Source organism: Kosakonia sp. H7A, assembly GCF_003028445.1.
GTDB lineage: Bacteria > Pseudomonadota > Gammaproteobacteria > Enterobacterales > Enterobacteriaceae > Kosakonia > Kosakonia radicincitans.
In genome coordinates this window covers 252,860-273,395 of sequence record NZ_PYTZ01000001.1, presented here as the reverse complement: position 1 = coordinate 273,395, position 20,536 = coordinate 252,860, and the positions used below count along the sequence as shown (strand labels likewise).

The 20,536-nt window shown below is 56.6% G+C and carries 18 protein-coding genes; 5 read left to right on the top strand and 13 right to left on the bottom strand.

What is annotated here, in order from left to right; genetic code table 11:
• Positions 1 to 52 precede the first annotated feature (52 nt).
• Both CWM66_RS01160 and CWM66_RS01155 read left to right on the top strand, forming a co-directional pair.
• Positions 53 to 1,504 carry a tagaturonate reductase gene (locus CWM66_RS01160; RefSeq protein WP_107146150.1) on the top strand — a complete coding sequence of 484 codons (1,452 nt, stop codon included), beginning with the start codon at positions 53 to 55 and terminating at the stop codon, positions 1,502 to 1,504.
• Between the two features lie 234 nt (positions 1,505 to 1,738).
• On the top strand, positions 1,739 to 2,653 hold the full coding sequence (locus CWM66_RS01155; protein ID WP_007374949.1) for a bestrophin family protein: 915 nt from the start codon (positions 1,739 to 1,741) through the stop codon (positions 2,651 to 2,653).
• Between the two features lie 186 nt (positions 2,654 to 2,839).
• Here CWM66_RS01155 and CWM66_RS01150 read toward each other — a convergent pair whose 3' ends face one another.
• The gene (locus tag CWM66_RS01150) at positions 2,840 to 4,240 is read right to left on the bottom strand and encodes a PLP-dependent aminotransferase family protein (RefSeq protein ID WP_107146149.1); all 1,401 of its coding nucleotides are present in this window, start codon (positions 4,238 to 4,240) and stop codon (positions 2,840 to 2,842) included.
• Positions 4,241 to 4,331: 91 nt separating this feature from the next.
• Here CWM66_RS01150 and CWM66_RS01145 point away from each other — a divergent pair, with 91 nt between their 5' ends.
• A complete protein-coding gene (locus CWM66_RS01145; protein WP_007374951.1) occupies positions 4,332 to 4,811 on the top strand; it encodes a carboxymuconolactone decarboxylase family protein in 480 nt (159 codons plus the stop codon).
• Here the strand turns inward: CWM66_RS01145 and CWM66_RS01140 are convergent, their stop codons facing one another.
• Positions 4,812 to 5,699 carry a LysR family transcriptional regulator gene (locus CWM66_RS01140; protein WP_107146148.1) on the bottom strand — a complete coding sequence of 296 codons (888 nt, stop codon included), beginning with the start codon at positions 5,697 to 5,699 and terminating at the stop codon, positions 4,812 to 4,814.
• Between the two features lie 100 nt (positions 5,700 to 5,799).
• Here CWM66_RS01140 and CWM66_RS01135 point away from each other — a divergent pair, with 100 nt between their 5' ends.
• On the top strand, positions 5,800 to 7,218 hold the full coding sequence (locus tag CWM66_RS01135; RefSeq protein WP_107146147.1) for an aldehyde dehydrogenase family protein: 1,419 nt from the start codon (positions 5,800 to 5,802) through the stop codon (positions 7,216 to 7,218).
• Between the two features lie 30 nt (positions 7,219 to 7,248).
• On the opposite strand, the gene CWM66_RS01130 is transcribed toward CWM66_RS01135, so the two are convergent.
• From CWM66_RS01130 to nifL, 6 genes are all read right to left on the bottom strand, one after another.
• Positions 7,249 to 8,814 carry a methyl-accepting chemotaxis protein gene (locus CWM66_RS01130; RefSeq protein ID WP_035885762.1) on the bottom strand — a complete coding sequence of 522 codons (1,566 nt, stop codon included), beginning with the start codon at positions 8,812 to 8,814 and terminating at the stop codon, positions 7,249 to 7,251.
• Positions 8,815 to 9,073: 259 nt separating this feature from the next.
• Positions 9,074 to 10,312, bottom strand: a complete 1,239-nt coding sequence (locus CWM66_RS01125) for an EAL and HDOD domain-containing protein (protein WP_007374955.1) — start codon at positions 10,310 to 10,312, stop codon at positions 9,074 to 9,076.
• Between the two features lie 197 nt (positions 10,313 to 10,509).
• Complete coding sequence (locus CWM66_RS01120; protein WP_172825171.1) at positions 10,510 to 11,022, bottom strand: nitrogen fixation protein NifQ; 513 nt, start codon at positions 11,020 to 11,022, stop codon at positions 10,510 to 10,512.
• A complete protein-coding gene (gene nifB, locus CWM66_RS01115; RefSeq protein ID WP_107146146.1) occupies positions 11,019 to 12,425 on the bottom strand; it encodes a nitrogenase cofactor biosynthesis protein NifB in 1,407 nt (468 codons plus the stop codon). The genes CWM66_RS01120 and nifB overlap by 4 nt, the downstream gene beginning before the upstream one ends.
• Before the next feature lie 166 nt (positions 12,426 to 12,591).
• The gene (gene nifA / locus CWM66_RS01110; protein ID WP_007374958.1) at positions 12,592 to 14,166 is read right to left on the bottom strand and encodes a nif-specific transcriptional activator NifA; all 1,575 of its coding nucleotides are present in this window, start codon (positions 14,164 to 14,166) and stop codon (positions 12,592 to 12,594) included.
• Positions 14,163 to 15,650, bottom strand: coding sequence for a nitrogen fixation negative regulator NifL (gene nifL / locus CWM66_RS01105; protein ID WP_107146145.1), 1,488 nt, complete (start codon positions 15,648 to 15,650; stop codon positions 14,163 to 14,165). The genes nifA and nifL overlap by 4 nt, the downstream gene beginning before the upstream one ends.
• Positions 15,651 to 16,006: 356 nt before the next feature.
• Between nifL and CWM66_RS01100 the strand changes: the two genes are divergently transcribed.
• Positions 16,007 to 16,537, top strand: a complete 531-nt coding sequence (locus CWM66_RS01100) for a flavodoxin (RefSeq protein ID WP_035885760.1) — start codon at positions 16,007 to 16,009, stop codon at positions 16,535 to 16,537.
• Between the two features lie 142 nt (positions 16,538 to 16,679).
• On the opposite strand, the gene nifM is transcribed toward CWM66_RS01100, so the two are convergent.
• From nifM to nifS, 5 genes are read right to left on the bottom strand one after another with little or no spacing between them, the layout of a single operon-like run.
• Positions 16,680 to 17,474 carry a nitrogen fixation protein NifM gene (gene nifM / locus CWM66_RS01095; RefSeq protein WP_035885759.1) on the bottom strand — a complete coding sequence of 265 codons (795 nt, stop codon included), beginning with the start codon at positions 17,472 to 17,474 and terminating at the stop codon, positions 16,680 to 16,682.
• Entirely contained in the window at positions 17,471 to 17,914 is a 444-nt protein-coding gene (locus CWM66_RS01090) for a nitrogen fixation protein NifZ (protein ID WP_007374962.1), read from the bottom strand. Before CWM66_RS01090 ends, nifM begins: the two co-directional genes overlap by 4 nt.
• Complete coding sequence (locus CWM66_RS01085; protein ID WP_007374963.1) at positions 17,911 to 18,168, bottom strand: nitrogenase-stabilizing/protective protein NifW; 258 nt, start codon at positions 18,166 to 18,168, stop codon at positions 17,911 to 17,913. Before CWM66_RS01085 ends, CWM66_RS01090 begins: the two co-directional genes overlap by 4 nt.
• Before the next feature lie 2 nt (positions 18,169 to 18,170).
• Positions 18,171 to 19,310: a homocitrate synthase gene (gene nifV, locus CWM66_RS01080; RefSeq protein ID WP_035885757.1), complete on the bottom strand. Its 1,140-nt coding sequence runs from the start codon at positions 19,308 to 19,310 to the stop codon at positions 18,171 to 18,173.
• Positions 19,311 to 19,320: 10 nt separating this feature from the next.
• Positions 19,321 to 20,523 (bottom strand): cysteine desulfurase NifS, encoded by a 1,203-nt coding sequence (nifS, locus tag CWM66_RS01075; protein ID WP_007374965.1) that lies wholly within the window; start codon positions 20,521 to 20,523, stop codon positions 19,321 to 19,323.
• Positions 20,524 to 20,536: the final 13 nt, after the last annotated feature.

The following is a 20,536-nucleotide window of genomic DNA, read 5'->3' as shown; positions in this document are numbered from 1 at the left end:
GTTATTACACCAATCTCCCAAGGTTGTATGACTAATCAAAAAGGAACCCACTGTGAACACGTTAAACCGTCGCAACTTTCCCGGCGCTGAATACCCTGAACGCATTATTCAGTTCGGCGAAGGGAATTTCTTGCGCGCTTTTGTTGACTGGCAAATCGATCTGCTGAACGAGCACACCGACCTTGACGCCGGTGTGGTGGTCGTCCGCCCGATCCAGAGTGATTTCCCGCCGTCTCTGAGCACGCAGGATGGCCTCTATACCACGATTATTCGCGGCCTGAACGAGCAGGGCGAAGCGGTGAGCGATGCGCGTCTTATCCGCTCTGTTAACCGAGAAATCAGTATCTATGGTCAGTACGATGAGTTCCTGAAACTGGCACACAACCCGAATATCCGTTTTGTGTTTTCCAACACCACGGAAGCCGGTATCAGCTACCACGCGGGTGATAAATTCGACGATGCGCCAGCCGTCAGCTATCCGGCAAAACTGACCCGTCTGCTGTTCGAACGTTTCAGTCATTTCTCTGGCGCGGCCGATAAAGGCTGGGTGATCATTCCGTGTGAACTGATTGATTACAACGGTGATGCGCTGCGTGAACTGGTGCTGCGTTATGCGCAGGAGTGGGCGCTGGGCGCAGAGTTTATCCAGTGGCTGGATGCGGCGAACGATTTCTGCTCCACGCTGGTTGACCGCATCGTAACCGGTTATCCGCGTGACGAAGTGGCGAAACTGGAAGCTGAACTGGGCTACCGCGACAGCTTCCTCGACACCGCAGAGCACTTCTATCTGTTCGTGATCCAGGGGCCTAAATCACTGGCCTCCGAACTGCGTCTCGACAAACTGCCGCTTAACGTCCTGATTGTTGACGACATTAAGCCGTACAAAGAGCGTAAAGTGGCGATCCTCAACGGCGCGCATACCGCGCTGGTACCGGTGGCATTCCAGGCTGGGCTGGATACCGTTGGCGAAGCGATGAACGACAGCGAAATCTGCGCGTTTGTTGAAAAAGCGATTTATGAAGAGATCATTCCGGTGCTTGATCTGCCGCGTGATGAGCTGGAATCATTCGCCAGCGCCGTGACCGGGCGTTTCCGCAACCCGTACATCAAGCATCAGTTGCTGTCGATCGCGCTGAACGGTATGACCAAATTCCGCACCCGTATTCTGCCGCAGTTGCTGGCAGGGCAGAAAGCGACCGGCAAACTGCCTGCGCGTCTGACTTTCGCCCTTGCCGCGCTTATTGCCTTCTACCGCGGTGAGCGTAACGGCCAGCCGTATCCGGTACAGGATGATGCGCACTGGATCGAACGCTACCAGCAGTTGTGGAGCCAGCACGGCGATCGCCAGATCAGCACCAGCGAACTGGTGAAAGCCGTATTGTCCGTCAGCGAACACTGGGAACAGGATCTGAGCAAAATCACTGGTCTGGTGGAACAGGTGTCGTTAGATCTGGATGCGATACTGCTGCGTGGCATGCGTGAAGCGGTAAAACCGCTGTGCTAAGCGGCAAATGATGAACAGGAAAACCCGGCTGCGGCCGGGTTTTTTTATGGCGAATATTTTACTTTCATTTTAGTTACAACATACTTATTAAGAGTTGTATAACAGGTTTCAGTAACTTCTGTGCCGGTTACCGTCGACCAGATTGATTTTCCGTCACAATTTCTTAGCAAACTTGCAACTGTGATTGCGATCACGTTTAATAGCAAGGCTATCCCTTTTGCCTGCAACTAAACAATGATCGTTCGCCCACAACAACACTGGCTTCCCCGTCTTTTCGTCTGGCACGGTTCGGTTCTGCCGAAAATCAGTTCACGCCTGTTCATGAACTTCCTGCTCTCCATCGTCGTGGTGTTGATGCTTCCCTGGTATACCTCGCTGGGCATCAAACTGACCGTTGCGCCATTCAGCATTCTCGGCGTGGCTATCGCCATCTTCCTCGGCTTTCGTAATAACGCCTGTTATGCGCGTTACAGCGAAGCGCGTTTACTGTGGGGACAATTGATGATTGCCTCGCGATCATTGCTGCGGGAAGTGAAAACCACGCTACCGAATGAAGCCGATATCACGCACTTTATTCGTCTCCAGGTGGCCTTTGCACACAGCCTGCGCATGACGCTTCGGCGTAAACCGCAGGCGGAAACGCTGGCGAAATATTTAACGGCTCAAGAGTTGCAAATGGTGCTGGAGACGCATTCGCCCGCGAACCGCATCCTGCTGATCATGGCGGAGTGGCTGGGTGAGCGTCGTGCGCAGGGGGCGCTTTCCGACATCTTATTCCAGAGCATTACACAGCGGCTGCATGATATGTCCGTGGTGCTTTCCGGCTGCGAGCGCATTTTTACCACGCCGCTGCCTTTTGCTTATTCACTGATTCTGCATCGCACGGTCTATCTGTTCTGCATTATGTTGCCGTTTGCGCTGGTGGTGGATTTGCACTACATGACGCCGTTTGTTTCCGTGCTGATCTCTTACACGTTTATCTCGCTGGATACGCTGGCGGAAGAGCTGGAAGAGCCGTTTGGCGTCGAGGATAACGATCTGCCGCTGGATGCGATTTGCAATGCTATCGAGATCGATCTGCTGCAGATGCAGGGCGAAAAAACGTTACCGCACAAAATGACCGCAGACAAAAACTATCAGCTAACCTAAACTTTAGGACGTGAGAGTAAGACACATTACGCATTTTTCGCTTTAATGACATTACTCAGCATAAAGAGGGACGCGCGATGGAAAACTCAGACAGAACGATATCGCTGGCCGTAATGTTGGTTGTCAGCTTATCTCTTCTCGCTACGGCGTGGGATCTCTCCTTCGTTAGTAGCTTGCCCTGAACTTCTACTGCCCGCCAAGCAGCGCCCGTGTTTCTATAGCCGGGCGCTGTAATAACGCTTCTGCTTCCGCATACGAACGCACATTGGTATAGCCAATAATCAGGCCGTAGCGCTTGCTGGTCTGGTTATACCAGCGCGACAGCGCGCTGACCTGCAATTCGTGGCGCTGCCAGATCTCCGCCAGCGCCACATCCTGCGTGCTGGTGCGTAAAAACGCGATAATATGCATGCCGCCATCGCTGACTTCCACGCTGAACAAGTGCGGATAAATGTTCTCCAGCGCGGCCAGCACGTTCTTTCTGCGCAGCGAGTAGAGCGTGCGCATTTTTTTCAGATGCTGATAAAAGTGGCCTTCGCCAAGAAAGGCGGCGAGAATTTTTTGTGTCAGTACCGGCTGGCCACTTTCGGTCAGCGCAGCGGTTTCATGGAAACGGGCGAGCGCGGCGCGGGGTAACACAAGGTAACTGATGCGCAGGGCGGGCATCACCGTCTTGCTGAATGTCCCCATATAGATGACCCGATCATCACTATCAAGACTCTTCATCGCCGGAAGGACTTTCCGGGTGTAGTGAAACTCACCGTCATAATCATCTTCGACGATCCAACTCTCATTCTGGCTGGCCCACTTCAACAACTGGTGTTTGCGCGGCAGCGACATCGTGACCGCAAGCGGGCTTTGATGTGACGGTGTCACAAATAACAGACGGGCATCAGGGTGATAACGCAGTAAATAATCGACATTCATGCCTTGATCATCGACCGGCACAAAGTGCAGGTTTGCGGCGGCGCGTTTCAGCGCCTGCTGACCAAAAAAGTAACCGGGATCTTCAAACAGCACTTTGTCGCGGTCTGTCGCCAGCGTATTGAGGATCAAGCGCAGGTTATTGCTGTAACCGCTGGTAATAAACGCCTGATCTGCGGTGCAGGATAACCCGCGCGAGACATTCACATAATGGGCGATGGCCTCACGCAGCGGCGCATAGCCCGCCAGCGGGGGATTGGTCATCTCCAGTGGCTGCATGGAGCGCACCGCTTTGCCGCACAGCAGCAGCCATTTCTTGTAGGGAAAGGCATCCAGCGAGGGAATGCCGAGGCGCAAAAAGCCTTGCTGGTCGCGCAACACGTCCATCATGTCGGTCGGTTTTTCTTCGGCAACGGGTTGTTTCGAAGCCGGTTTCCGTGCTGGCAGAATCAGATCCGGGTTCACCCGCGTACCGCGCGCGCCGTGGCTGATAAGGTAACCTTCGCCGACCAGAATCGCCCATGCAGTTTCGACGGTTTTACGCGCCACGCCTAACTCGCTGGCCAGCACGCGCACGGAGGGAACTTTGTCACCAGGCTTCAATAACCCGCTGACAATGCTATGGCGATACTGCTCATAAATGCTCTTATAGCCCGGCTTCATGTCCTACCTTTATTTTCAGTTTTTGCATCTTTTTACTACGGCATAAGGCAGTAATATAACCCCGGTCGAACAACTCTACGAGGCAAAAAACATGAGCACCCGCATCAATCTTTTCCAGACCGTTCCGGCGTTGATCAAAACCCTGTCCGATGCCAGCCAGGCGTCGCATAGCAGCAGCCTGGATATTACTCTCAAAAATCTGGTCGATATTCGGGCATCGCAGCTCAACGGCTGCGCGTTTTGTCTGGATATGCATGTGAAGCAGGCCAAACTGCACGGTGAGCGTGAACTGCGTCTTTACCATGTGGCTATCTGGCGCGAGTCGCCGCTGTTCACCGCAAAAGAGAAAGCGGCGCTGGCGCTGAGCGAAGCGCTAACCCAGCCTGGTGTCGATGGCGTACCGGATGCGCTGTACCGCGAAGCGCGCGAGCATTTCAGCGAAGTGGAGTTGTCTGAACTGACATTTGCCATCGCCATTATTAATGCCTGGAATCGCCTGATGATTGCGTCACGCACGCTGCCGGGCGCGCTGGATAAGGCCTATGGCCTGGATCGTGCGCATCTGGAGTGATCAACCCGCCCGGACAAAGTCGATAAACGCCCGCAATCCCTCCGGGATATGGCGATGTCCGGGATAGTAAAGACACAGCCCCTGAAACGGCTGTGTCCATTCATCCAGCACGCTCACCAGCCGTCCGGTGCGTAAATCCTCTTCAATGTAAAACCCCGGCAGAAAGCCGACGCCCAGCCCGGCGCGTACGGCCGTAAGCGAAGTAAAAAAATCGGAAGTGGCAAGCCTGGGCGGGATCGCGAGGGCGTAGTGCTGCCCGTGGCGTGACAGCTCCCAACGATAAATCCCGCCGTTCGCCATGCGCATGCAAATGCCCTGATGTTGATAAAGATCATCCGGCGTCTGCGGCGTACCGTGCGTGGCGAACCACTCGGGCGTAGCCACTATCTGCATACGGATATCTGGCGTTAGCGGAACGGCAATCATATCCTGCGGGATGGATTCGCCAAGGCGAATGCCGGCATCGTAACCCTCCGCCACAATATCAATCGTCCGTGCTTCGCTGGTGATTTCGAGGCGCATCAGTGGGTAACGGGTGAGAAAACGCACCACAATATCATCGAGAAAAAGCTGACCAACGGCCTGCGGTATATTAATGCGCAGCGTGCCGGAGGGTTCCGCCGGAAGGCTGTGGATCTCATCGGTTGCCTGCTGAATTTCACGCAGCGCCGGGCCAACCCGTGCCACAAAGCGCTCTCCGGCTTCGGTCAACGCCACACTGCGGGTGGTGCGATGAAACAGCCGCACATTAAGGCGGCTTTCCAGACCAGCAATAGCGTTACTTACCGCCGTTGGCGACATACTCAGCGCCTGTGCCGCCGCGCGAAAACTGCCGAGGCGCATCACCGCCATCACCACTTCCAGCTCAATCAATCCTGAACGATGCATAGATTATCCCGAATTTCGAAACAACCCATTCAGGATAGCGTGGATTATCTGCGAGATAAAGCTGTGCCACACTGAGCCAACTGTCCTGAAGGAGGTTCAAATGCACCAGGTAGAACAGATTTCGATTAACGGTGAATGGGTCACGCCGCAGGGTACCGAGCGATTCGACCTTTTTAACCCGGCGACGGGCGAAGTGATTGGTCAGGTGCGTCTGGCCAATGAAGAGGATACGCAGCGGGCGATAGCGGCGGCAAAAGCGGCGTTTGCTGGCTGGTCTGCGACTACCGTGGCCGAACGCGTGGCGGCACTGACGCGAATGCGCGATGCGCTGGCTGCCAGCGAACAGGCGTTGTTGCAGGCGATCGTCATGGAATATGGCGCGCCGGAAACCCGCGCCGTCTGGATGGCCCGCTACCCGGTCGCGGTGGTTGATGAGGCGATTTCTGCGTTAAAAGCCTTTACGTTTCGCTCGCAGATTGGCCTGGCGCAGGTGGCGATGACGCCGCTGGGTGTGGCCGGGCTTATCACGCCGTGGAACAGCAACGCCGGATTTATCTGTGGCAAACTGGCCGCCGCGCTGGCTGCGGGCTGTACGGCGGTTATCAAACCCAGTGAGATGAGCGCGTTGCAAACGCAGGTAGTGATCAATGCGTTGCATCAGGCCGCACTGCCGCCGGGCGTATTTAATATTGTCACCGGGCGGGGCGACGTGGTCGGCGAGGTGATTAGCCGTCATCCAGATGTGGCGAAAATCTCATTTACTGGCTCTACCGCGACAGGAAAAGCGATTCTGCGCAACGCTGCGGAGAGTTTTAAGCGCGTAACGCTGGAGTTGGGCGGTAAATCGCCGACGATTATTCTTGATGACGCCAACTTAGCGACAGCCGTGCCGCTGGCGATCCAGGCCGGGTTGATGAACAGTGGCCAGGCCTGTATCGCCGGAACGCGGATTCTGGTTCCGCAATCACGCAAAGCCGAGTGCGAAGCCGCGCTGGCGAAGGCAATGGCGGTGGTGAACGTTGGCGATCCGCGCGATCCGGCGACCACCGTCGGGCCGATGGTCAGTGAAAAGCAGTGGCAGCGCGTGCAATCTTATATTCGTCTTGGATTGCAGGAGGGCGCACGGTTGCTGGCGGGTGGTGAAGGGCGGCCGGAAAACTGCGGGCAAGGGTGGTTTGTCCGGCCAACGCTGTTTGCCGATGTGCGAAACGAAATGCGCATCGCACGGGAAGAGATTTTCGGGCCGGTGCTGACGGTGATGAGCTACCAGGATGAGGCTGATGCCATGGCTATCGCTAATGATACGGAATACGGTTTAAGCGCGCTGGTACTGGGTGAAGACCGCGAACGGGCGCAGCGCGTGGCAGCGCAAATCCATGCGGGCCGTGTGCAGGTCAATACGCTGGCGCATGAGCCGCGCGCGCCGTTTGGCGGCTTTAAACACTCAGGAATCGGGCGGGAGATGGGAGTGTGGGGGCTGTCGGCGTTTATGGAACCTAAAGCAATCATCAGCGAATAGCAGGCCCGGCGGGCGGGCCTGCAAGCGGTTTTAGCGTGCCAACTGGAAATAACGCACTGAATCGCGCAGGCCTTCGCTCTGCTCGGTCATCGACTGCGCGGCAACGGCTGCCTGTTCCACCAGCGTGGCGTTCTGCTGAGTTACCTGATCCATCTGGTCGATGGCGACGCTGATCTCTTTAATACCCTGATGCTGTTCGGTTGAAGCGGCTGAAATCTCCGCAACGATATCCGTCACCTTGTTCACCGAGGTGACAATCTCTTCCATCGCCCGGCTGGCTGTGTCGGCGTAGCGCGAACCGTCGGTGATTTTCTCCACCGTTCCTTCGATCAGTTGCTTGATCTCTTTTGCGGACTCGGCGCTTTTCTGCGCCAGGTTGCGTACTTCACCGGCAACCACGGCAAAGCCTTTACCCTGTTCTCCGGCGCGGGCGGCTTCAACGGCGGCGTTCAGCGCCAGAATGTTAGTCTGGAAGGCGATCCCTTCAATCACGGAAATAATGTCGACAATTTTCTGCGAACTGGCCGAAATTTCATGCATGCGTTTCAGCATGTCATCCACTTCTTTACCGCCTTTGACGGCGGTCTGCGAGGTCTGACGCGCCAGGTCGCTCGCTTTACGGGCGTTTTCCGCGTTACTCTTCACGTTCTCCGTGATTTGCTGCATATTCGACGACGTTTGTACCAGCGAAGCGGCTTGTTCTTCGGTACGCTGCGACAGATCGTTGTTGCCTTCGGAGATTTCGCTGGCGGCGTGGGAAATGGATTCACTGCCGTCGATAATGCCGTTAATGATCCCGGCCAGTCGGGCATTCATAAAGTTGATGGTCGCCAGCAAGCTCTGGGTATCGTTGTCGCGCAGTTTGACCTGCGTACCCAGATTTCCTGCGGCAATTTCTTTCATGATTGACACCGCATAAGCCGGTTCGCCGCCAAGCTGGCGCGCCAGGTTACGCGAGATAAACAGGGCAATCACGCCGGTTGCAATCAGCGCCAGCAGCAGTAAACCGCTCAGCATATAGATCGCCTGTTTATAGGCCGCCTGCGAGGCTTCACCGGCATCATTGCCCAGCGCGACTTCCATATCCACCAGCGTAGCCAGGTCTTTCATTAACTGTGTGCGGTATTTCGATGACACCGCGCCGCTGATTTTGGCGGCTTCTGCGGCGTTGCCGTTTTTCATCTCTTCGATAACTTTGGCGTTCACATCGATAAAGTTTTTGAAGTTATCGACCACCGTGGCGAAGAGGGCGCGCATCTCTTGTGGATCGTGCGCGGAGATATTGGCGTACGCCTGCTGCGCGCGCAGGAACGTCTCCTGGTTTTGCAGTAATTCGCCGCGGTGCTGCTCCAGCGATTCCGGTGTTGTCGAAGCGATGTACTGCACCTGCTGTAAGCGCATTTCGGCTAAGACGCCGCGCATTTCAAGGGTATAGCGCACGCCCGGCATGCGATTTTTGCGGAACTGATCAATGTGATCTTTGCTCATATTGAGCTGATAAATGGACACAATGCCCAACAGTAACATCATGACAATGAGGATGGAGAAACCGATAAGCAATTTAGTCAATACGGTGGCTTGTGATAATTTTTTCATAATTCAACGCTGTGTAAAGGGAGATAGTATTAATAACGGCAGCTTTTAAGATTTTATTGATTTATTTATCTGATCAATATCACAATTTACTGAGGTAATTGTGCAAAAGCCCACATCGCAACGCGTAATTTAGGATAAAACCATTTTGGCTGTTAATAATGTAAATGATTTGTATTTGTGAGGATTGAAATAATGTTTTACATGCGCTAATCGTGCAGAAAGAGATTATTTTCCGCACACTGAAAAATGGGGGTAAAAATTAATGCGACAGGCTTAATGGCAGTTCATCTGCCCATTTTGTCGCCTGGTTCATTAACTCTGCGACGGCGGAATTGGGCAGGCCGATTTCGTGGCTGATATCGCTGGCTTCTTCCCATCTTCTCAGCTCGAAAAGACGCGCGAGCTGCACAAACGGATAGAGCCTACCGCTCTCATTTTCCAGCGCGGTTGCAACCTCCGGTGACACGGCGATTTGCCCCATTAACTCTTCGAGCGGCAGGCCGAGGATCACATCCAGCAATGAAAACAGACCGACCATAAAGGCATCATTGCTGAGACTGGCGGCGGAAGTCCGTTCTGCAACCAGTTCGCAGAATTTAGCGCGAATCAGACTCAGATAATAAATCTCCGTATTGGTCACGTTGTCGAAGGAGGTCAGACAGGCCATCAATACAAAGCGGCGCATTTCATTAATGCCAAGATAAACAACAATATCGCGCAGCGACTGGCTACGAAAACCGCTCACGCCACGGGTGTTATAAAGGATATTTTGCGCATAGCGCATAATTTTAAACGACAACGTGACATCGCGTTTTAACAGCTCTTCAATTTTATTAAGATTTGGCGATTCAACGTTCACTTCCTGCATTAATTTCAGGGCAAATGCCTGGTTCTGTACCAGTTTATTCCGTTTGGTGACCACCGGCTTGCTGAAAAAATAACCCTGAAAAAGATGAAAGCCCAATTTTTTATAGGATTCAAACTCATCATAGGTTTCAACTTTCTCTGCCAGTAATACGGCATGACGCAACGATTCGCGGTTAGTGCGAATATAGTGACCGATTTCCTCGCGCGGGCTTCTCCTTATATCAAATTTAATCACGTCGATATACGGAATAAAGGCATCCCATTCGTTACCGGGAATGAAGTCATCCAGCGCGATGCGAAAGCCCAGGGTGTGCATACGTTTTACCACTTCCAGCAATGAGCGATCCGGGTCGGCATCTTCGAGTATTTCAATCACCACGCGGTTCTTTGGCAGGGTTTCCGCCAGCCCCTGAACCAGTAACTGATAGGGGAAATTGACATATACGGTACTGTTGTCGTTTTTACGCCCCAGCGGAGCGCTAAGAAATTGCTCTTCAATCAACTGGGTAGTGGCCTGCTCGGCGGAAACATCCGGGAATCGGTTATCCATACTGTCCCTGAAGAGCAGTTCGTAACCAACAGTATTCAATTGGTTATCAAAAATCGCCTGTCTGGCTACAAAAGAGTACATTTGCCACCTCGCGCGCCTGCGTACTTCTTATCTTCGTTATGCACTATATAAGTAACAGTAACATCACGGCTACATGATCCCTGTGATTGTTGCGGGATATTTCACCTTCAATGTTAAAAAATATAGGGCAACAAATAAGAAATGCACGGCAGCAGTGGCCCGTTTCACTTAAGGTTAGCGGGCCGCGTGAAATATTTTCAGGAAGGGGCAAAACAGAATGCGCGTTCGCAGCAGGCGTCGCAACTTGGGGAACGACAAATAAGCTCGCCAGCAGAATGCAGGCAGCGCTGACGATAAAAAAACTTTTTCCAGCGCATATTTTCGCTGTTCATTTCTACCAGCAGAGGAAAACAGTCACTCATTAATTCGCGCAATTCCTGACGCGAGCTTAGCCCCAGATCCTGCCACAGGTGGTTAAACGCCAGCGAAACACTGGCGATAATGTTGTGCATCGGCGCCGCGCCTGGCGCCATATAGCCCGCCAGCCACTGCGCCAGTTGTTGCTGTTCGTCGCTGCGGGTGGCATTCAGCTCGCTCATCAGCTTTTGCCGCAGCAAACAATCGGCAGGCATCGGCTGCGTGGGAGGATCGAACTGCGCCTGCAGGGCATCCCATTCGGTCGCCCGCAAGCCCATCATCAGCGGATAACAGCCTTCTCCGTGTGCATAAAGCCACAGCAAACGCCGCAGCCAGTCGTGAACAGGCATCATGCCACCCCCCGTGACGCAGGATCGGACTGCGCATTTTTCCGCCACTGCTGCCACCAGCCGGTCAGCGCCTCGTTAACCGGTTGCCAGGCGTGATCGACGCAGGGTTGAATGCCGCGCGCTTCCAGTTTTTGCCACGGCGCGTAGCCGATACGGGCGCAAAACACCGCTTTCACATCGGCCAGCAGATCGAGAACTGCGGCCATCCGCGCGTCGCTGTCCTGCGGTTCGCAGTTGTCGCTTCCCTGACAAAATTTCGGCGTAAAGCGCTCATTGACCAGTACCGCGCCCGCTGCCGACAGGCTGTAAATGCGAAAGCGATCGGCATGACCAAAGTGGCAATCAATCGCATCGCCACGCGTGGAGGCGACCGCCACCAGGCAGGCATCCGGCTCTTCCGATTCACCGCGCGTGGCAATGCTGGCATGCAACTGCGCCCGGCGGTAAAGCGTTGGCAACCACGGCTGCGGAGACTCTTCAACCGGCGTCAGGGCAAACTGCTGGCTGCGATCTTCACCGAGCATGCCAATCGCATCAGCGCGGCACTGCTGGCAGTGCGTCATCTGCGGCATCAGCTCGCCGCAACGCTCGCGCACCTGGGCTATCATCTGCGCATCTGGTTCCGGCTGCCCGTTCAGGCCGAATACCGTACCGTGCTCCGGGCGGGCGATCAGCGGCATAATATTGTGAATAAAGGCGCCGCTGGCACGCAGTTCACGGCTGACATCGCTCAGGACGCCATCGTTGATGCCAGGGATCAATACCGAGTTGATCTTCACCAGTACGCCTTTCGCCGTCAGGCGACGCACGCCTTCAAGTTGGCGGGCAATCAGGATCTCACCGGCTTCACGCCCGCTGTAACGTTCACCGTCCAGCCACAGCCATGCGTAGATTTGCGCCGCGATATCGGCATCCAGCGTATTGATCGTCACCGTGACATGGTCAACGCCAACATTTACCAGTCTCTCTACCGCATCCGGTAGCATCAGCCCGTTGGTTGAGAGGCAAAGTTTCAGGTCGGGGAGCCGTTCGCGCACCATTTCCAGAGTGGTGAATGTGCGTTGAATGTTGGCCAGCGGGTCGCCAGGCCCGGCGATACCAACCACGGACAATTGCGGGATCGCGGCGGCTACATGGCGTACTTTGGCTACCGCCTGTTCCGGCGTCAGCAGGGATGACGAGACACCGGGGCGCGATTCATTACTGCAATCAAATTTGCGGTTGCAGTAGTTACATTGCAGGTTACAGGCAGGCGCGACCGGCAGATGCATACGGGCATAGCGGTGATGACCGTTTTGCGAGTAGCAGGGGTGCGACGCCACCTTACCGGCAACGACATCAGATAAAGGTTCGCGCTGCCCGGAGTGACAGCGTGAACCACCAGCGGCGGATAAGCAGGAAGTCATGGGCGTACCTTGGTTGTGTGGTCATAACCTCCTGCTGCAAAACCTGTACCGCTTGTTGTTAATGTAACTTACTGAAAATTAATGTTTTAAATTCACCGTGTCGTCGTTTGTTTGTCGAGTTTGTGGCGTTTGGCTGACAATGTGCCGAATGTCACAAAAACCTGCGCTACATTCTCGGCATGGTAATATCCATCGTCTGAATACGATAGGCCACCTGGCGTGGGGTCATTCCCAGCAGGCGCGCGGCTTTTGCCTGTACCCAACCGGCTTTCTCCAGCGCGGCAATCAATCTTTGTCGCTCATCGAGGTTCTGATCGAGCCAGCTCTCTTCGCGCGGTGCGCTGGGCTGCGGCGGTTTTGGCAGATTTTCCCGGTGGTGAAACAAAATCACGTCGCGATCGATTAGCCCGCTTTCCGACATGACTGCCGAGCGCTCAAGGCAGTTTTCCAGTTCACGCACGTTTCCAGGCCAGCTATAGCTCATCAACAAACGGATCGCTCCATCGCTGATGCGCAGCGTGCGGTTCTGGTTTTGCGCGATTTTGCGCACCAGAAAATGCGCCAGCTCGGCAATATCCTCCTGGCGCTCGCGGAGCGGGGGCAGGGAGATGGGCATCACATTGAGGCGATAGTAGAGATCTTCGCGAAAATTCCCCAGCCGCACTTCCTCTTCCAGATTACGGTTAGTGGCGGCAATGATCCGTACATTCACCAGCAGCGTTTCGTCTCCGCCGACGCGTTCCATTTCGCCTTCCTGCAAGATACGCAGCAATTTCGCCTGAAACGAGGCGCTACTTTCGCCGATCTCATCAAGAAACAGCGTACCGCCATCCGCCAGTTCGAAGCGGCCTTTACGCTGGCGCACTGCGCCGGTAAATGCGCCTTTTTCATGGCCGAAGAGTTCACTCTCCAGCAGCGTATCGGGCAGCGCTGCGCAGTTGAATTTGACAAACGGCGCGGCGGCGCGCGGTGAATTGTGGTGGATAGCATTGGCTATCAGCTCCTTACCGGTTCCGCTTTCGCCACGCACCAGCACGGTGGTGTCCCAGCGTGATACCTGGCGAATAATTTCCAGCGTCTGACGCATAGCCGCGCTTTTACCGACCATGTTTTCAAAGCCAAACGCTCGCGACGACGCGCATCCGCGCTGGCTGGCAATCTGCGCGGCAGCAGCACGGGGTGAGGGAGCGACGCTGGGCGGCGTCATCAGGCGAACGGTTTGCGCCACCAGATTGGCGACGGTTTCCAGAAAACGCGTGCAGGCGGGTAGCCGCTCCTCGTAGCGGGCCATCGGCTGGGCGGCCAGCACGCCGATAGGCTGCGAGTTTGGTCCCATCAGTGGCACGGCGATAAACGGCAGGCTGTAATCATACAATCCCAGGCGATCGAGAAAACGCTGATCGTCGGAGACACAGGGCAGCACCAGCGATTGTCCCTGTGACAGCACCGTGCCCACCAGCCCTTCGCCTGGACGGTAGCGAATCTGCGAACTGCCGGGAATTAACTGCTGATCGGCCTCCTGCAAGGCTTCAATGGTAAGGATCGCTTGCTGGCTGTCGTACAGACAGATCATCCCGTGCTGCATAAAGGCATCGTTGTGCAGCACGCACAGCACTTCCTGTAGCGTCTGCCCGACCTCCGTCGCCCGGCTTAACACCACGCTGATACGCTGCATGGCGGTGAACTGCTGGGAGAGGTCAAAGCGCCAGACGGTTGTACCCGACTCGGTTCGCTGAGTCATAGTGAGCCTCCGGTCAGTGAGTGAAATAACGGGAAACGCAGGGTCAGGCAGGTGCCTCCCTGAGGGCGGGAGGTCAGTTCTATTGCGCCGCGATGGTGGGCGACCAGCGTCTGGATCAGCCGCAGCTCCATGCCTTTACCGGGCGCATTGAGCGCATCGGGGGAATGGGTATAGCGCACCTGAATCAGCGGCACATTGTCGTTTAAATAGAACGACAGCCAGCCGCTCTCTTCGCGGGCGTAAAGCTGAGTCTGTACCGTGAAATCACGTAGCTCCGCGGCAATATCCAGGGTTCTGTCGAGCCACAGGCTCAGGCAGGCAAGCAGTTGTGTTCGTTGGCCAAAGCCCACCAGATCGGGGGATTCCAGCTCAATTTGCAGGTTTTCGCCCTGGTTATAGCGGGTGTGATACAGGGCGCGCAGATCGTCAAGGAACGGCTGGAGCGGCCAGACCGCCGGGCTTTCCAGCTCCAGCGACGGACGGCAGCGTTGCAGCCGCGCCATCGCTTCTTCACCTTCACGCCAGGCGGCATCCAGCGCCAGATTGCTGTGATCGTCGCCATTTAAGCGACGTGCGGCGGCCAGCATATTAATTGGACAATTGAGTTGCACCAGCGCGGCGTCCAGCGATTCGCGGATCGCCGCCAGCAATTTACCGCTGGTTATCTGCTGCTTCAGACGATCAAGACGCCCCTGTTCCTGTTGTTGCTGCTGCTGGGTATTGTCGGTGATCACCACCAGCGTGCGCGGCACGGCGCTATCAATAAAGTAGCGGCCTGCTTCTTCACTGACGCCCGGCAGCGCCCAGCAGGTAACGGACAACCAGCGCACGGTGCCGCGCAGCGCTACCGGCAGCACCAGGCCCTGCGCCAGCTCCGCCTTATGGGCGGAAAAATTGAGTTCGGTGAGCAGTTCTTTACCGCCGCAATCGGCGCAAAAGGTTTTGTAGGCGAGGTTATCCATCACCACCTGATCGCGTTCATCCACCACCACAACCGCCGCCGGAATGTTATTCAAGACGGCTTCGGTCAGCGTCATATGATTGCGCAGCCGTTGTTCCAGCGCGTAGCTGGTGCTGATGTCGCGCTGCATGGCCAGGTAATGTTCGAGTTTGCCGAACGCATTAAACAGTGGGGTAATGTCGATCTCCACCAGAAACAGGCTGCCGTCGCGGCGACGGTTGATCAGCTGCCCGCGCCACGGACGGTGTTGCAGCAGGGTGTGCCACATATCCTGGTAGATTTCACGCGGCGTCTGCTTACTGGCAAGCAGGCGCGGATTTTGCTGCAACAACTCTTCCAGTTCATACCCCGACTGGCGGCAAAACGCGGGGTTGGCGTAGAGAATGTGGGCATCGGCATCGGTCAGTGAAATCGCGACGGGCGCCTGTTCAACCATGGTGAAAAACAACCCGGGATGCTGTTGTGAGAGCGCCCCGGCGATCTCGGCGGGCGCGGCGGCGTCCATCATCATATTCAGGGTCATCACAAACTCCTGTGGTCAACATGGGAATGTCGCAGTTATGACAATTTGTGCCACCTGTCGACTTTCGTCCGAACATAAACGGACGCTCATTAACCATGCAAAGGGTGCGCCTTTGGCCCGCATTACTCGCCGTAAGATTGATCCAGATCCCTGTTTGCCGCCGATTTTTAGCCTTTTGCCCTCTGGCTGTGCGCGGCGCCGTATAATCGGGCGGATAAAGAAGCGCCGCCCTGGTGCATAACTGACCAATACGGTGCAGTTATTGCACGGCAAAAAACTGGCACAGCCTTCGCAATATCTCCGGTGATAGCCGCCTGTTCAGGGCGGATTCATACTTTTTCTCACAGGAGCACGCTATGGCTAACATTGGAATTTTTTTCGGTACCGATACGGGCAAAACCCGCAAGATTGCCAAAATGATCCACCAAAAACTGGGTGCGGCGGCCGATGCGCCGGTGAATATCAACCGTACCGATCTCGACAGGTTTCTTTCTTATCCGGTACTGCTGCTGGGGACGCCGACGCTCGGCGACGGGCAACTGCCAGGGCTGGATGCGGGCTGTGAGGAGGCGTCATGGGGAGAGTTTGTCGCCCAGCTTGATAGCAACAGCCTGAGCGGCAAAACCGTCGCGCTGTTTGGTCTTGGCGACCAGGTGGGCTACCCGGATAACTTTGTCAGCGGCCTGCGCCCGCTGTATGACGCGCTGAAAAACAGCGGTGCGCAGATTGTCGGCCACTGGCCGAATGAAGGCTATGAATTCAATGCCTCGTCGGCGCTGGAAGCGGATAAATTTGTCGGCTTAGTGATCGATCAGGACAATCAGTATGACCTGACCGACGAGCGCCTGGATGCCTGGCTGGAAACGCTTAAGCCGGTGTTTTTGTAAGTGATATGGCCGGGTAACACTGTGTTTACCCGGCCAAATGCCTGATGGCACTTACGTTTATCAGGCCTGGAACCCTGTTGGCACAATCGTTGGCCGGAATAAGGCACAGCCGCCATCCGGCATTGCTGTACTAAAGGTGAAATTAATCCGCCATCACGCTGCGGGTTAACGCTGCCAGCCACTGGCGCTGGTACTGCTGTTGGTTTTGACGAACCAAATAGCTTCGTGCTTTTTCCAGCGCTTCCGCCTGCGGCATTGGCGCGGCGTCACGGATCGCTTCGCACCATAACAGATGCCAGCCGAGGCGGGTTTCGATAGGTACGCTGAGGCCATTTTCCGCCAGCGCAAACAGCGCGGCGTCGAGTTCGGGATAGAGCAACCCCTGGCTTATCCAGCCCAGACGTCCGCCTTCCAGCGCGCTGGGGCAGTGGGAGTAGCGCTGCGCCAGCCGGGCAAAGTCCTGACGCGAGACACTAATATCCTGATGAAAACGGCGGATCTGGCGCTGCACTGCGGCATCGTCGTTATCGACCGTCAGCAACAGGTGAGATGTCAGCCGCTGCGGCGGGCGCATAAACTGCGCCTGATGTTGCTGATACCAGGCCAGCACCTGTAAATCGTCCGGCAGCGGGGCGCGCCCGGCAATCTCGGCGAACTGCCACTCCATGCGGGCATGATGCCGGACCACCGTCTGCCGTTCGTCAGCAGAAAAATGCCCGCCATCCAGCCAGCTTGCCAGCGAGGTTGCGACACTCTGCAGCACGCTATCCGGCAGGGGGGCACTGGCGGCAACTTCCACCACCGCCTGTTCCAGTTGACACTGGCGGGTGAAGGCATCGTCAAACGCGGTTTGTTGATCGGCAGGAATGTGTTCCGGTTCGCACTGCCAGCGCGTTATCGCCAGCCGCCGTCGGGCGAAGCGTTGCCACGGCGTCATGCGTCAGCCTCCAGCAGGATCATGGCGCTGGCGGGCACCTGGAACCAGCGTCCGGAAAACGTGACGGTGTAACTCTCTCCGCCTTCGCCCTGGTCTGTTCCTTCAATACGGCCATGCTCTCCGGCGGCGACCACCACTTCGCCATTTACCGACAGCGCGTGGCGGCAGGCAACCCGATCGCCATACTGAAACTGCCCGGCGTGCCACGGCACAGAAAGCGGCAGTAGCTCCTGCTCGCGGCAGCCAACCACCAAATCATCATCGAGAAAATGTACCTGATAGATAATCTGATCCATCAAAAATGTGCCCCATTCCCGGACAAAACCGGTACTGCCGCGACGAACCAGCAGGTCGCCGCGCGCAAAGCCGCGCATGGTGCCGTCATTGCGAATGGCGCGGGTAACGCGCACCTCTTCGCCAAAATCGAATTTTTGTCTCATGGGGTACGCTCCGGAAGGTAGTGCTGATAGCTCTCCGTCAGCAACCGGCGCGCCAGCAGCCACGGGGCGCGGGGCGCCTCTTCAAGCATATTGCGCAGCGGTACGTTTTGCCGCAGCCGCTGGTGAAACTCCCGCAGCACCGGCAGACAGCAGTGGCGCAGCACCAGCGGATCATACGGCACGCTGAAGAATTCAAAAAAAGACTCGGCGGTATCAAGTTCATCCACGCCGGGGATTTGATAAAACCACTCCATCGTCAGCCCCTCGCAAAGTGTGCGGATTCCCCACACAGCGCATCGTAAAGTGCCACCAGCTCATCCTCTTTCGGCGTGCGTTTCCAGCGCTCGGCAAAGCGGCGGATCGCCGGCAGCAGCAGATCGATTTGCAGGGTATCGAGGTGATACCCCATGCGGGCGAAGACGCCATCCACCGCCTGGCGACCGGAGTGTTTGCCCAGCACCAGCCGGTACTCGCGCCCCATCAGCGCCGGATCAATCGCCTGATAGCTTTCGCGATCGCGCAGCAGCGCGGCGACATGAACGCCGGATTCATGGGTGAACACCTGCGCACCGACCAGCGGTTGCTGCGGGTCAATTGCCCGCTGTGTCGCGTCAGCCACGGTCTGGCACAGGGACGGCAGGCGCGTAAAATCAACGCCGCAATCCCGTTGCAGGCAGCGGCTCAGGCTCAGCGCAACGGTTTCCAGTGCGGCATTGCCTGCGCGTTCGCCCAGCCCGAGTACGGTTGTGTTGACGCTGGTGGCTCCGGCGCGTACCGCCGCCAGCGTATTGGCGGTCGCCAGCCCCAGATCGTTGTGCGCGTGCATTTCGATTTCGCCCGGCCAGTATTCGCCAAGCGCCTGAATGCGGGTGGTGGTGGTAAAGGGATCGAGCAGGCCGAGAGTGTCAGCGAAACGCAGCCGTTTCGCGCCCGCCTCGCGGGCGATATCGGCAATCTGGTTCAGCGTCTGATCGCTGGCGCGTGAGGCATCCTCACAACCGACACAGACCTGCATGCCCAGCGTCCGCGCTTGTGCAATCAGCGAGCCCAGTTTATCGAGCAACTGCGGCAGCGGTTCGCGAAGCTTGTACTGGCGCAGCTTATCCGAAGCGGGCAGGGAGATATCCACCCAGTCCATACCGAGATCCGCGCTCTGGTGGATCTCGTCGCGGTTCATCCGACACCAGGACATCAGCGTTGCAGCGGGCAAATGCCGGCGCACCTGCAAAATGCGCTGGCGCTCCTCGTCGCCCATCGCGGGCGTGCCGACTTCGAGCGCGGTAATGCCCGCCGCAAACAGCGCCTCGGCGATGGCGACTTTCTCACTGGCGAGAAATGCGACACCCGGGCTCTGTTCGCCGTCGCGCAGGGTGGTGTCGTTGATAAGCACATTCATGCTCGCCGCCTTAGCCGTATAACGGCGCAAATGCCGATTCAGCCGCCCCGGGTTTTCCCTCCTGCCAGTAGGGCGAGAGCATCCGCAGGCGGGCAATAATCGTTGGCAGGGTGTCGATCACGTAGTCGATCTCTTTTTCACGCGTGTAGCGTGACAGCGAGAAACGAATACTGCCGTGCGCGGCGGTGTAAGGAATGTTCATCGCTCGCATGACATGCGAAGGCTCCAGCGAACCGGAGGTACAGGCGCTGCCGCTCGACGCCGCAATTCCCGCCTGGTTCAGCAGCAATAAAATGGCTTCCCCTTCGATAAACTCAAACGCCAGATTGGTGGTGCCTGGTACGCGCGGCTGGTTGCCGCCCATCACCATCACGGAAGGCACCTGCGCGATAAGCCCTTCCTGCAGTCGATCGCGCAGTTGCGCCAGCGAGGCGGCACCGGGCAGATGGATCTGCGCCAGTTCGCAGGCTGTGCCCATGCCGACAATCCCGGCGATGTTTTCCGTCCCTGCGCGGCGTCCGCGCTCCTGATGACCGCCGCGCAACAGCGGACGAAAACGCGTTCCGCGCCGCAGATAGAGGCAGCCGACACCTTTCGGTCCGTGCAGTTTGTGCGCCGAGCAGGAGAGCATATCGATCTGCGTGCGGCCAATATCCAGCGGAATTTTACCGACTACCTGTACCGCATCGCAGTGGAACAGCGCGCCGTGTTCCTGCGCCATGGCCGCCATTTCAATTACCGGAAACAGTACGCCGGTTTCGTTGTTCGCCCACATCACGCTGACCACCGCCACCCGGGAGCTGAGCGCCTGGCGGTACTGCTCCATATCCAGCGCGCCGTCGCTATTCACACCAATGCGGTGGATCAGGTAACCCTGGCGCTCCAGGTGTTCGCAAACGGCGAGCGTGGCCGGGTGCTCGACCGCGGTGGTGATGATTTCCCGGCGCTCCGGCATCAGTTCCACGCAGGCGTGCAGCGCGGTTGACGTGGCTTCGGTCGCGCAGGAGGTGAAAATAATCTCGCTGGCATGATCGGCGCCAAGCAGGGCAGCAACCTGCTGGTGCGCGCGCTCAAGGGCCGCACGGGAAGGCGTGCCGAAATCATGAATCGAAGAGGGGTTGCCATAATGCTCGGTCAGAAAGGGCATCATCGCTTCCAGCACCATTGGATCGATTCGCGTGGTGGCGTTGTTATCCAGATAAACCTGTTTCATGTTTTTCCCCCTC